Here is a 13,268-nt window from a genome sequence, read left to right as displayed (position 1 = left end):
AAAGGAAATTCGTATCACTTATTGGTCATCTGAACGCCACTCTGCTGTAAATGGTCACGCAGCCAACTTCCTGCCACACCAGGCGGTGATTTCTTATTCCACAACAGATCGATAGAGATAGCCTTTGGCCAGCCAGGCATCTTTAATTGCACCAGTGGTTTTTCTGCCGCAAACTCCTCCACCAGCGCACAAGGGAGCGCGCACCAGCCGAATCCCTGCACCGCCATACTTAGCAATAACAGGTAGTTAGGAGCAGACCAGACGGGACCGCGCGCCACGTTGGTGCCGCTTTCCAGATAGGTATTCAAGCGCAGCTCGCGCCAGGTGTGTAGCTGCTCCCACTGCAGTTTTTCTTGGGCCGCGAGCGGATGCGACGCTGCAACGTATAATCCCATCCAGGTTTGCATCGGCAGACGCGTAACGCCCATGTCGGTCGGGTAATCCTCCCGCGCCTCGATCAACCCCACCTGAGCACGTCCTTTTTGCAGCAGATCGATCACGTCTTCATCTTCACCAATCAGGCATTCAAACTCGGTATGGGGAAACTTGCGATCAAACTGCACCATCAACTCTTCCAGCACATCCGGATGCAGCGTGTCAGACAGCACAAAGGTCAGACGCGCCTCAGTTTCACCCGACAGCGAGATCGCCGCCTCATCGAGACGTTCGCTGGCCGTCAGAATAGCCTGCACATAGCCCAACACCCGCTTACCTTCCTCGGTCAGCGTTGGCTGGCGGGATGAACGGTCAAACAGCGCAAAACCAAGATCGGCTTCCAGATGCGCAATGGCCGTACTGATAGTGGACTGGCTTTTACGCAACCGCCGGCCCGCCGCAGAAAATGAACCGCAGGAAACGGTCTCCACAAATGCCGTTAATGCTTCAGGAGAATAACGCATGAACTATCTACTTTATCGATGGATACTATCTTTTAGATATCACATAAAACGATAAAATTGCCACCATTCCGTTATCCGGGCATCAAAGAAGGTTTTAGGTTATGCAACACGATACTGTCCAACGCCGCTCGTTAGTTGAGCGTATTTTTCATGCCGTCTGCTTTGAAGGCATTGCCACCGCGATCCTCGCACCAACCACCGCATGGTTGATGCAGCGCTCGGTACTGGAAATGGGCGGACTGACCATTCTTCTCGCCACCACTGCGATGATCTGGAATATCATTTATAACGCCCTGTTTGACCGTTTGTGGCCGTCGCACCTGGTAAAACGTACGGCGAAAGTGCGAGCATTTCACGCCTTAGGTTTTGAGAGCGGTTTTATTGTGATCGGGCTGAGCATCGTGGCGTATGTGCTAAACGTCAGCCTGGTTCAGGCATTCACGCTGGAAATAGGTTTCTTCCTGTTCTTCCTGCCGTACACCATGTTCTATAACTGGGCTTATGACACGTTACGCGAGCGCGTTATGAAGCGCCGCCAGCAGCGCGTTACTGCCTGATAATTAAAATAATAGTCGGAATCTTCTCGGTTCCGACTATTGTCCCATTCACTCGCCCTCTTGTTCACACCTCCCCCAGCCCCTGCCATTTGTGGTAAATTGCGCTTCTTTTTGTTTATTTTATAGTTGATACGTTCAAATAATGTCGAAATTTTGGTCAAAAGAAGAGACTCTCTGGAGCTTCGCACTATATGGGACTGCCGTCGGCGCAGGAACCCTCTTCCTCCCCATACAGCTGGGTTCTGCAGGCGCGGTGGTATTGTTTATCACCGCACTCGTCGCCTGGCCTTTAACCTACTGGCCGCACAAGGCGCTGTGCCAGTTTATCCTGTCCTCAAAAACGTCGGCTGGTGAAGGGATCACTGGCGCAGTTACTCACTACTACGGCAAGAAGATTGGCAGCCTGATCACCACCCTCTATTTTATTGCCTTCTTTGTGGTGGTGCTGATTTACGCCGTAGCGATAACCAATTCACTCACTGAACAGCTGGCAAAACATATCACTATCGATCTGCGGATCCGCATGCTGGTCAGCTTTGGCGTGGTGCTGGTGCTGAACCTGATTTTTCTGATGGGCCGACAAGCCACTATTCGGGTCATGGGCTTTTTGGTGTTCCCGCTCATCGCGTACTTTTTGTTCCTTTCGCTCTACCTGACCGGAAGCTGGCAGCCAACGCTACTCACCGGCCAGATGTCTTTCGATCAGCACACGCTTCATCAGGTTTGGATATCTATTCCCGTGATGGTTTTCGCTTTTAGCCATACGCCAATTATCTCTACGTTCGCCATCGACAGACGAGAGAAATACGGCGAGCAGGCCATGGGTAAATGCAAAAAAATCATGAAGGTAGCCTACGTTATCATCTGCCTGAGCGTACTGTTTTTCGTCTTCAGCTGCTTGCTTTCGATTCCGACAAACTATATCGAAGACGCGAAAAATGAAGGCGTGACGATTCTTTCCGCGCTGTCGATGATGCCAAACGCACCGGCATGGCTGTCAATTTCCGGGATCATCGTTGCCGTTGTCGCGATGTCAAAATCGTTCCTCGGCACCTACTTTGGCGTGATTGAAGGGGCAACGGAGGTAGTAAAAACATCGTTGCATCAGGTGGGTGTGAAGAAAAGCCGGGCCTTTAACCGCGCTCTGTCCATCATGCTGGTCTCGGCTATCACGTTTATCATCTGCTGCATTAATCCTAATGCCATTTCAATGATTTACGCGATAAGCGGCCCGCTGATTGCCATGATTCTGTTTATCATGCCGACATTGTCTACCTATCTGATCCCGGCGCTGAAGCCGTACCGTTCAGTGGGTAATCTGATCACCCTGATTGTCGGTCTGCTGTGCGTATCTGTGATGTTTTTTGGCTAGAACGTGTTGTTTAACGGCTCATTCTCCTGAAAGTGGGTGCGATGTCGTTCAGTTAACGACTCAATTTCAGAAAGTTTCAACCTGTGTTGGCGGAAGTAATGACCATGCTATCTCAGAGAAGGGTTCCGTTCACCTCATGTTCATCGTTTCTCTGAAGCACCGATTCCTGTGAACGTGCAAGGGAGGCTCACCGCCGTCTCCCTTGCAACCCAGGCTCCCGGCGGGATTGTAAAGGGCGTGGCGAAGAACGCCCTTTACACGTTCACGGGTATCTGTGCTTCAGATAAATGACACTGCTGAGGTGAACGGAACCCTGAGCAAGAAGAACATGTTCACCCTGCATGCTTAACTGGACAGTATTGAACGTGGATGAGCCGTTAAACTGACTTATTTGATGTACGAATCCAGCACTTTCAGGACCACATCCAAATCCTCTTCGCGCTTAATTTCATCGCCCTGATGCACAATGTGCTCGGTCAGATGACCTTTAATCACTTCACGCATTAATCCGTTTACTGCCCCGCGGATCGCCGCTATTTGCTGCAATACTGCCGCGCATTCATGCGGTTCATCCAGCATGGTTTTCAACGCCGCTACCTGCCCCTGAATCTTGCTGGTTCGGGCTTTCAGCTTTTGTTTGTCGCGGATCGTATGTGACATAACTTTACCTTTTTAACGTCTGGCTGTAGGGACAATACCATCGACATTCTACTGGGGGGTAGTATTTGATACTGGGGGGGAGTAGAATCAGGCGAAATTAAACAACTAAGAATCATTCTCATGGGTGAGTTTTCTACGCTTCTTCAGCAAGGTAACGCCTGGTTTTTCATTCCCAGCGCGATTCTATTGGGTGTGTTACACGGCCTGGAGCCGGGGCATTCCAAGACGATGATGGCGGCCTTTATTATTGCCATTAAGGGGACCATCAAACAGGCGGTGATGCTGGGGCTGGCAGCAACGCTGTCGCATACCGCCGTGGTATGGCTGATTGCGCTCGGTGGGATGTATATCAGCAAAGCGTTTACTGCCCAGGCCGTTGAGCCATGGCTGCAGTTTGTCTCGGCGATTATTATTCTCGGGACCGCATTCTGGATGTTCTGGCGAACCTGGCAGGGAGAGCAGAACTGGCTGGCCCAGATGCATCACGACCACAATCACGAGCATCACCACCACCATGATCATGATGACCATCACCGCCATCATCATGACCACGATGACGATCATCATCATCATCACGAACACGAGCATAATCACGACCATGCCGCACTGGCAGGACTCACCGAAGGATCGAAAGAGTATCAGGATGCCCACGAACGGGCGCATGCCACCGATATTCAGCGCCGCTTTGCGGGCAAAGAGGTCACCAACGGCCAAATATTATTGTTCGGTCTGACCGGCGGGCTAATCCCGTGCCCAGCCGCCATTACGGTGCTGCTAATTTGCATCCAGCTCAAAGCCTTCACGCTGGGCGCGACCATGGTACTGTGCTTCAGCCTCGGGCTGGCGCTGACGCTGGTAACGGTGGGCGTGGGAGCGGCAATCAGCGTGCAGCAGGCGGCCAAACGCTGGAGCGGATTTAACACGATGGCCCGCAAAGCACCCTATTTTTCCAGTGTGCTCATTGCGATGGTCGGCTTATATATGGGGATTCACGGCTATATGGGGATCGTCGGTTAACGCTAAGAGAGCGCAGCAGCGCTTGCCGCTGCGCGAAAAACCAGACTAGCTTGCGACATTCCCCCACACCAGTTGCCCTTTATGGAAGGTCGCGGTGCGTGGGGAAATTCGCGCGACCGCTTCTGCCGAACAGGAGGCATCCACCAGCACAAAGCTGGCTTCATCCTGCGCTTTCGGCCAGACGCGCTCACCTTTATCGTTAAGCGGCAACACATCGCCGGTGGCGAGGAACAACGCCCGCGACAGGTTGAGTTCGTTGGGGCGAATATAGAGCTGCGCGTACAGATTTGCCTTTTCCAGCATGTCGCCCAGCCCGTACGGCGACCAGTGATCAATTACGCTGTCGGTTCCGGTAATCACTTCCACGCCTTTATCGCGCAACTGCTTGAGCGGCATGTGCAAGGTGCCGATCGGCACCGTCGAGGCAATGGTAATCTGCTGTGCCGCCATGCGGCTCGCCAGCGCATCCACCTGCTGTTCGTTCAGCGTTGCCAGCGCAAACGCGTGGCTGATGGTCAATTTGCCCTTTAATTGCGGCGTTTTCTCCACCGTTTCCACCATGTAATTCACCGCCGCCATGCCCGCCGGGCTGGTTTCATGCAAATGGATATCCACGCCTTTATCGTAATCCAGCGCAATCTGGAACATGGTGTCGAGAGATTTTTCCATCGCCCCATCGACGCTGGTTGGGTCCAGACCGCCGACGTAATGCGCTCCCGCCTGCATCGCTTCACGCATCAGCGGTTCAGATTTTGATAACAGCAGGCCATGCTGCGGAAATGCCACGATTTCACAGGCAAAACCCGACTGACGACGCGCCAGTACCGCCTGCAGGTTTTCGAGATTTTTCAGCCCGGAAACCGGTTCTATGTTGCAGTGGCTGCGGGCGATCGAGGTGCCTTTTGATTGCAGCAGATCGATCAGCTTTTCTGCGCGCTCCTGCGTATAAGGCTGGAGTTCAGGCAGCAGCTTTTGTTCCAGGCGGATCATATCCTGAATAGTGGTGCCAGCCGGACGGTTCAGCGAACGCCAGGGACCGCCGTAAAAGGTTTTATCCAGATGGATGTGCATGTCGCGCATGGCGGGCAGCATCAGCTTTCCACCCGCATCATAGTGGGGCAGCGTCGCATCCGGATGCTGCTTATTCTCGCGCAGCGCAACGATTTTTCCGTCCTGGATTTCAACGGTTTGCAGCGCGGTACGGGTGTGCACCACCACCGAGTTTTCGTAATCAAAGCCCGCTTCCAGCAGGACGTTATCCAGGTAATAGTGTTTATCGTTAATCGTCATTGTGCTCTTCGACCCGCAGGTGTTCCCGACAGGATTAGCAGCATACGCGACCGGAGCGACCGCGCCAAACAGCGCGGCAGCGGTCACCATTTTTCCGCTCTGGCTTAAAAATTCACGGCGGCTGTTACTTTCCTTCATTCACGTCTCCTCTCAGGAATGGACAATATGGGTGCCCGTTTCGCCGCGCAGTGCGGCAGGCAGGCATTCCGGCGTGGTGATGATCACTCGTTTACCGCCACGCTCCAGAAACGCCAGGCTGGCAACGATCTTGGGTAACATGCTGCCAGGCGGGAAATGTCCCTCCTGCATGTAACGGGTCATCGTTGCGACATCCACCGTATCCAGCGCCTGCTGGTTGGGTTTGCCAAAATGAATACAGACTTGCTCGACGCCGGTGGTGATCACCAAAATGTCGGCGCGGATCTCCTGCGCCAGTAGCGCCGTGGAGAGATCTTTATCAATCACCGCGTCCACGCTCTGGTAATCCCCTTGATCGCTACGCACCACCGGGATCCCGCCGCCGCCCGCGCCAATAACCACAAAGCCTTGCTGGGTCAGCGTTTTGATCGCCTCCGCCTCGACAATGCGCTTCGGTTGTGGAGAGGCGACTACCCGACGGTAGCCGCGCCCCGAATCCTCAACAAAGCGCCAGCCCGGATTGACCCGCTGCAGTTCATCACGCTGCACTTCGCTAAAGAACGCGCCAATGGGCTTGGTCGGATTAGCGAAGCCCGGATCGTTTTTGTCGACCTCCACCTGCGTGACCACCGTAACTGCCCTCTGCTCACCGCGCCGCGCCAGACGGTTATTCAGCGCCTGTTGGATCAGATAACCGATACCGCCCTGCGTATCGGCAACGCAGTTTGCCAGCGGGGTAAGCGGCAGCCCTTCACGCTCGTGCGCGATTTCCGCACGCCGCAGATCCAGCCCTACCTGTGGCCCGTTACCGTGCGTCAGCACAATGTTGTAGTCCGATGCCAGCATCTCCAGCACCGTATCCGCTACCGCTTTCACCGCTTCAGCCTGGTGTTCAATCGACTGGCTGGCGTTATCTTTGATAATGCTGTTGCCGCCAATGGCAACGACCACAAGTTCTTTCATAGTGTTATCTTCCGCTTGCAGGCAATTCAGGTCGTTTTCGTCGGTTCCTGCTCAGGCGCAGTCACCGCTTCACGGCTATCAAGAACATGCTTGAGGACAAACATGCCGCTCATCATCAGGTAGGCCACAACAAACATCATCGAGCTGCCTTCCGCAAAGCCAACCGCCGGAGAGTGGATCACGCCAAACAGCGATAACAGCGCGCCAAAGGCTGCGGCAATCGCGCCGCGCAGCGGCTTGTTCATAATGGCGAAGATAGCGACGCAGCCCCACAGCATGCTGGCCAACGGCGCGCCGCTTCCCAGATGCACCAGTCCGTCGTAATAGACACCTTTGCTGTGCAGCAAGTCGCTACCCAGTTTCCCCGCGGAAGTTCCGGCGGCACCCATCACGCTGTTGACGATGGTCAATGCCCAGTTGGCGATCCACGGGAACAGACAGATGAAGATAACGGGAACCTCGACTTTGGGCGTTTCTCGCACCACCTGGTTGGCGGTCACCACGCCGATAAACACCAGAATTGGCACTATCGCGGTCATCGGAATAATGGCGAGCATAAACGCGCCCAGCCCAAACAGCGGCACCAGGAACATGGTGATGCCTGAAGCGAGGGTATAGCCGATGCTGGCCCCCATCGCTTTCCAGCCCGCATGCCCAACATATACGGTCACCGGGAACGGGTTACCCAGCATGCAGCCGAGCATGGAGGCAAAGCCGTTCGCCATCATGACCTTACGGGTGTTGTACTCATCCCCCGCCGCGTGCGCACTTTCAATGTTCTCAAGGTCAAAAATGTAGTTCGCCAGGCCCAGAGGAACAGCAGAAGCCAGATACGGCAGTGCGTGCGGCAAACCTTGCAGGAAGCTGTCGACATGAATTTCCGGCGGGTTGAAGCCAAAGGAAGACATCGACGCTTTAATGGCTTCCTGGCTTTGTAAACCGGAGATCCACGCCAGGGCCGTACCGGCAATCAGCAGCAGTAAACCGGTAGGAATACGGGCAAAAATCGGCTTCTTACCGAACCAGTTAATGAAGATCAGCAACAGGACGATGAAAGAAACCGTCGGCGCTTCGAATGCCTGCAGCATCGGGTTCATCGCCAGCAGCAACAGCCCCAGGCCGGACAGACAAGAAAGCAGTACCGTACGCGGGATCATCTTGCGGATGGTCTCGCCCAGGAAGGAGCCACCGACCAGGATCAACGCTTCGACAAAGCACCACACCAGGGCTATCTGGATAGCGAAGTTGGCATCTTTGGTTTGCTGATAAACCGGCATCAGCACCAGGAAGGTCACGGTGAAGATTGACGGTGCACTCGGTCCGGACGGCAGCGCCGTTACGTCGTTACGCCCGGTGTGCTTTGCCATCTGCAGGCCAAACCAGGCGTAGCAGACGCTGGCCACCAGCACCGCCAGACCAAAGGCAGGCGCAATGCGACCATAGACAATTTCGGTAGGGATCCCGACGACAAAAATGAGTAGTCCCATCATTGTCAGCAGGTTAGTCAGGTTGTTGGTCATCAGCCCAAAGTAAGCCGCCCAGTCACCACGTTTCCATTCTAGTTTTATGCTGTTCATGGAATATCCTTAACAGGTTAAGCATCGTTTGCGATCGCGGAGATCGCCCAGCCCTGCAGGTAAGCAACGTTTTTCGCTTCGCTACTGTGGGGCTAACCGCGTTAGCCCCGGTTATTGTTATTGGCAGTAGCGGTCGCGCCAGTTGAGGATCGCCTTTTCAAAACAGGCGAACGGCGGGTGAACTATTCCGGCGCCGATCATGCCGATCCCCGCGTCTTTGTGCGCAATAGCGGTGTTGATCACCGGCAGAATGCCGGTGCTGCCTACGCGCGTAATATCAATAGCGGTCGGTACGCCCATAAAACCAAGCAGTGGAATGGTGACGTTGGGGTTTTCGCCGAGAGTGATTTCTCGCATCTGGCGAGAGAAATCAACGGCCTCTTCGACCGTACCGCCCACCAGCGCTACGATGGCCGGTGCCGTCGCCATCGCGAAACCGCCAATGCCGTAGGTTTCTGTTATCGCGCTATCGCCGATATCACGTCCGGAATCTTCCGGCTTGTAGCCCGCAAACATCGGCCCAATCACCTGCTGCGCCGGACCGGTAAACCACTGGCCCGGTAAGCCGCTAATGCGCAGACCGAACTCAACGCCGTTGCGCGCCATCGTCGTCACCACGGTGCTGTATTCAATACCGTGTGCAGCGTCCATTGCGGCTTTACACATCGCCATCCAGGTCGGTCCGGAGAAGTAATCACTACTAAGGACGAACTCGAACACCTCACGTTGCTGCTCAACCGGATAGCCGGTCTGAATAATCCACGGCGTCAGCGCCTGAATCAGCAGCGCCGTCCCGGCGTTGTTGCGGTTATGGCACTCATCACCCATGTGCAATGCCTGCGCCAGCATCAGGCGCAGATCGATTTCGCCCGCCAGCTTCATAGCATCGCGCAGCATCGGTCCCAGCACATCGCGCATCCAGTTCAAACGATCGATAACGCTCTGATCGTTCGCGCCCATACGCAGGATCTTCGCCATCTGCTCGCTCATATTGGTATATGCGCGGTTGCCATAGGTTTTGTTCTCGACGATGTGCATAAACATCGATGCCGACGTCACGCCCGCCATCGAGCCGACACAGTCATGCTCGTGGCACGGAGAGAAGATGATTTCACCCGAGGCGGCCAGTTCGGCGGCTTCATCCAGATCTTTCGCCAGCCCTTCAAAGACCAGCGCCCCGGTTACCGCCCCCTTCATTGCGCCGCACATTTTTTCCCAGCGGATTGGCGGCCCGGCGTGCAGGATGGTGTTACGGGTCATGCCCGGCACGACGTTGATCGCCTGGTCATAGCCAATCAGCACCGGATGCGACTGGATAATGCGTTCCAGCGCCTGCTGGTTAGCGGCCGCGATTTTGTCTGCCAACGGTGAATCGGCAATGTCATCCAGTGCCGCTACCACCTGCATGTTGCCCTGGCCCGGCGGCGTCCAGTCGAGCTGGGTCACCGGTACGTTCTGCTTTTTCAGGTCATCGCTGAACATTGCGATGCCAACGTTAATCACGTTCAGCGGCTGGTTAAACAGTGTCTGGCTCATCAGGCTTCCTCCCCTTTACAGATAAATTCACGCGCCAGCAATCCGGTGTTGGTGCTACTGCTCGCCCAGATAACCCCGGCGTCGGTCAGCATCTGACACTGTTTTTCCAGCGACGGCGTATCAAGATCGGTTCCCAGCACATAGCCGAGGATCTCAAGCGGACGACCGTCTGCGACGGCGATCGCTTTGGCTTCAACGATCGCATCGAGCATCACGCCAACCGGATCTTCATGCGATCCAAATCCAAGGACGAAGTCCATCACGATCACGCCAACTTCAGGATCGCGCGCTTCCTGTAACAGACGACTAATGCGGTTGGTGGGATCGATCATCGGGTGCGGTTTGCCATTGGTAAAATCGTCATCACCGAAATCGAGGAAGGTATGCGCCACGCTGCGGTTGAGATCTTTCAGGCGGAACGCCGGATCCGGATGAATGTTGCTGTAAACTTCGGCATGTTTTTCCATGGCAGCAAACATCGCCTCATCGCACAACGTGCCGCCGCAGAACAAGCCACGGATGTACTTTTGCTGTGGAGTCAGACGGGCGCGAACCTCTTCAATCAGCGGCCAGTTGAGCGGATGTAGATCCAGACTCTCTTTTTTCACGCCGGTCAGCAGTACCGCTTTCAACGCCGCCTCTTTAGTACCGCGGGCAAACTGTAGGCCTTTTTCATCCGCAGGCGCGGCTTCACGTCCGAGGAAACACACCACCACGGGCTTATGACAGGCGCGCGCACGTTCCAGCACCTTGCGCACCACCGCTGGCGCAGGCGGTTTGGAGATAAGTGCGATGATCTCAGTTTGCGGATCGGCCTCCAGCATGCCAATCGCGTCAAGCATCATCAGGCCGCCAATCTTTTCACTCAGATCGCGTCCACCTGTGCCAATCAACTGGGAAATTCCGCCGCCAAACTCGTGAATGCGTACGCTCAGCTCCTGGCTACCGGTACCGGAGGCACCAATAATTCCGATGTTGCCGCGACGCACCGCGTTGCCAAAACACAGCGCCGCGCCGTTAATGATGGCGGTTCCGCAATCTGGCCCCATCATCAACAGTCCTTTTTCATGCGCCAGCTGCTTAAGCGCCAGCTCGTCCTCAAGAGAGACGTTGTCAGAGAACAGCATCACATTGAGGTTATTTTGCAGCGCCTGGCGCGCTTCACGCGCGGCAAACAGGCCATTGACCGAGATCACCGCCAGATTGCTCTCAGGAACATGCTTCTTCGCGCTGGCAAGCGTGGCATAGCGCGATTCATGCTGGCCACCCTGCTCTTTATGCGTAAACAGATCGTCAATCGCCATCAGCGTCTGGTCGTTCGCCGCCTCGCTGGCGCCTTTAATGACAATCATCAGATCGCCACTTTTCGCCTCTTCCAGCTCAGGCGTCAGCAGGCCGAGATTCTTCAGCACACCCTTATTCATCTCTGTCGCCATAGCCACAAACGCCTGCTCAACGCCATCGAGCTTATTTGCGCGCGTGGAGATAGACATCAGTGAGACAGAATCAAAATACGTGTTCTTTTTAACAACTATCCTGATCGACATAATTCCCTCCGGACCTGTGGCTCAGGGCGCAGGCGTCCGCCATGCCATACAGCATGTCGCAGCCAGAACTTGAGCCGATATTTTTAATGTCAGTAATATATTGCGTAGAAACGGGTTGTTGCTCAGTAATAATATGTTGCAGCAGCCGCACGACGCTTTCCCGATAACGCTGATTAAATGCTTCCTCTAGCGTTATTTTGCTAAGTAGCGTTGTATTATTTCCTGCACGTTGCAATGCTGCTAAAAAATCATCTCGATATTTCCTCAGCGGATGTCCGGGAATAAATAAAATAGTGCTTAAGCCTACTAAATAATCATCCGATGAGGGCGTCAGCCCTATCCCCAAACCAATTAAATGGCTGACCGCCGTAGTAATATTTTCTCCTGTACGCAACGCCATCAGTAATGTTTGTCGGCGGTTGAGTAATTGACGGGTGATTTCCTGATAAAACGGATTGTCACCCCGGTACAGAAATAATGTGTCGTCGCTTCTTAGCTGTTGGCGGATAACCTCTTCCCAATACTGCCAGCCGACTGCGGCAAGGCTTGCTGCATCAGATGTCCACCGTGGTATTCGCCACAGCTGGCAACCGGCGGTTTCTATCCATTTATCATTGCCAACAACTATTCCCGACCCGCTAAAATTGACCCGCTCACCGGGGTGAAACAGGTCTTCACAATGCGTCAGCGCCAACCGACAGCTGTTAGGTGCGTTATCACAATCTTCACTCAGTAACGTCAGCAGCCGCTGCTGTTCGGGTATCAACAGGTTTACCGCGTGGGAAAAAACCTGTTCAACCCGTCCCGTTCCCCGGAAAGTGAGAAACGCGCTGTCTGCGGTTAGCGCCCGTACGCATCGCCGTGATGGCGTAGCGATAATGGCGCTCCTGTGTCAGGCTCCGGCCGCAATCAGCAGCTCGGCAATTTCGTGGTACCCTTTCTCTCGCGCCAGTTCCAGCGGGGTTTTACCGTATTTATCCGTCATGTGCGGGTTTGCGCCATGGTCGAGCAGCAGCTTAACGATCTCCTGCTGCTTCGCACCGCCGTCATTCAGCACAATGGCTTCCAGGAGCGGCGTCCAGCCAACAAAATTAGTATGGTTGACATTGATATCGGTACGCAGCAGCAGCTCACGCACGATCTCGACATGGCCTTTTTCGCTGGCTGGCGTAATACCGACGCCGCCAAAACGGCTCAGGCAATTGAGGTCGGGGTTAGCCGGTAATACCGTACGCAACAGCGTTAAATCATCCGTCAGGCAGCTAATCAGGAAGGGGTTAAAACAAGTTTGATCTTGTTTATTAATATCGGCCCCCTCAGCAATCAATAAAGAAACACAGTCATAATGTTTATTCAGGCTGGCAATAATAATGGCAGTACGCCCCTGGCGGTTAGTGGCATTAATATCCACATTTTTTGCCAGACAGGATTTTAATCCATCGGCATTGCCCTGTTCTGCCGCCAGCAGAAATTCAGTAATGAGTTCTTTCTCTGACATAATCGCTCTCCTGCAGTTTTTTAGACTTTTTAAATATTCAATAACCTGAGAATAGCAACAGAGTGCAGAGAATAACATCCGCTTAAATTTCATTCATCGTTAGCGCATCGATTATTGAATCAATTTTAACAATGAGAACAAAACGTGCTGTAGTGCAATCTTTCCCTTATAGCTGGGGCCCTTTTAGCCATTAATCAGTAGTCCGGGAAATCGG

The 13,268-nt window shown here is 54.1% G+C and carries 12 protein-coding genes; 3 read left to right on the top strand and 9 right to left on the bottom strand.

The genetic code is table 11. From position 1 onward, the window contains the following. Nucleotides 1-14 precede the first annotated feature (14 nt). Nucleotides 15-899 carry a LysR family transcriptional regulator gene (locus LY264_RS04415; protein WP_048225412.1) on the bottom strand — a complete coding sequence of 295 codons (885 nt, stop codon included), beginning with the start codon at nt 897-899 and terminating at the stop codon, nt 15-17. 101 nt (nt 900-1,000) lie between these two features. Between LY264_RS04415 and LY264_RS04410 the strand changes: the two genes are divergently transcribed. Together LY264_RS04410 and LY264_RS04405 are read left to right on the top strand one after the other, a co-directional pair. Then, entirely contained in the window at nt 1,001-1,456 is a 456-nt protein-coding gene (locus LY264_RS04410; protein ID WP_048225415.1) for a multidrug/biocide efflux PACE transporter, read from the top strand. 142 nt (nt 1,457-1,598) lie between these two features. Then, nucleotides 1,599-2,828: an amino acid permease gene (locus LY264_RS04405; protein ID WP_003825569.1), complete on the top strand. Its 1,230-nt coding sequence runs from the start codon at nt 1,599-1,601 to the stop codon at nt 2,826-2,828. Nucleotides 2,829-3,215: 387 nt separating this feature from the next. Here the strand turns inward: LY264_RS04405 and rcnR are convergent, their stop codons facing one another. Further along, nucleotides 3,216-3,488 (bottom strand): Ni(II)/Co(II)-binding transcriptional repressor RcnR, encoded by a 273-nt coding sequence (rcnR, locus tag LY264_RS04400; protein ID WP_003825567.1) that lies wholly within the window; start codon nt 3,486-3,488, stop codon nt 3,216-3,218. 120 nt (nt 3,489-3,608) lie between these two features. Here rcnR and LY264_RS04395 point away from each other — a divergent pair, with 120 nt between their 5' ends. After that, the gene (locus tag LY264_RS04395; RefSeq protein WP_048225418.1) at nt 3,609-4,505 is read left to right on the top strand and encodes a nickel/cobalt efflux protein RcnA; all 897 of its coding nucleotides are present in this window, start codon (nt 3,609-3,611) and stop codon (nt 4,503-4,505) included. Nucleotides 4,506-4,550: 45 nt separating this feature from the next. Here LY264_RS04395 and LY264_RS04390 read toward each other — a convergent pair whose 3' ends face one another. The 7 genes from LY264_RS04390 to LY264_RS04360 form a co-directional block, all read right to left on the bottom strand. Continuing rightward, the gene (locus LY264_RS04390; protein ID WP_048225421.1) at nt 4,551-5,933 is read right to left on the bottom strand and encodes an amidohydrolase family protein; all 1,383 of its coding nucleotides are present in this window, start codon (nt 5,931-5,933) and stop codon (nt 4,551-4,553) included. Between the two features lie 12 nt (nt 5,934-5,945). Then, on the bottom strand, nt 5,946-6,896 hold the full coding sequence (locus LY264_RS04385) for a carbamate kinase family protein (RefSeq protein ID WP_008785727.1): 951 nt from the start codon (nt 6,894-6,896) through the stop codon (nt 5,946-5,948). A 26-nt stretch (nt 6,897-6,922) separates the two neighbouring features. Continuing rightward, nucleotides 6,923-8,473, bottom strand: a complete 1,551-nt coding sequence (locus LY264_RS04380; protein WP_071692626.1) for a xanthine permease — start codon at nt 8,471-8,473, stop codon at nt 6,923-6,925. Nucleotides 8,474-8,590: 117 nt separating this feature from the next. Continuing rightward, the gene (locus tag LY264_RS04375; protein WP_008785728.1) at nt 8,591-10,009 is read right to left on the bottom strand and encodes a YlbE family protein; all 1,419 of its coding nucleotides are present in this window, start codon (nt 10,007-10,009) and stop codon (nt 8,591-8,593) included. Continuing rightward, nucleotides 10,009-11,556: an acyl-CoA synthetase FdrA gene (gene fdrA, locus LY264_RS04370; protein ID WP_048225424.1), complete on the bottom strand. Its 1,548-nt coding sequence runs from the start codon at nt 11,554-11,556 to the stop codon at nt 10,009-10,011. Before fdrA ends, LY264_RS04375 begins: the two co-directional genes overlap by 1 nt. After that, nucleotides 11,534-12,322, bottom strand: a complete 789-nt coding sequence (locus LY264_RS04365) for an oxamate carbamoyltransferase subunit AllH family protein (protein ID WP_048225427.1) — start codon at nt 12,320-12,322, stop codon at nt 11,534-11,536. The genes fdrA and LY264_RS04365 overlap by 23 nt, the downstream gene beginning before the upstream one ends. Nucleotides 12,323-12,448: 126 nt before the next feature. After that, on the bottom strand, nt 12,449-13,054 hold the full coding sequence (locus tag LY264_RS04360; RefSeq protein ID WP_048225430.1) for an ankyrin repeat domain-containing protein: 606 nt from the start codon (nt 13,052-13,054) through the stop codon (nt 12,449-12,451). Nucleotides 13,055-13,268: the final 214 nt, after the last annotated feature.

Source organism: Citrobacter portucalensis, from assembly GCF_023374935.1.
GTDB lineage: Bacteria > Pseudomonadota > Gammaproteobacteria > Enterobacterales > Enterobacteriaceae > Citrobacter > Citrobacter portucalensis.
Note: the sequence above shows the minus strand (reverse complement) of the source record. Positions and strands in the feature narration are given on the sequence as shown.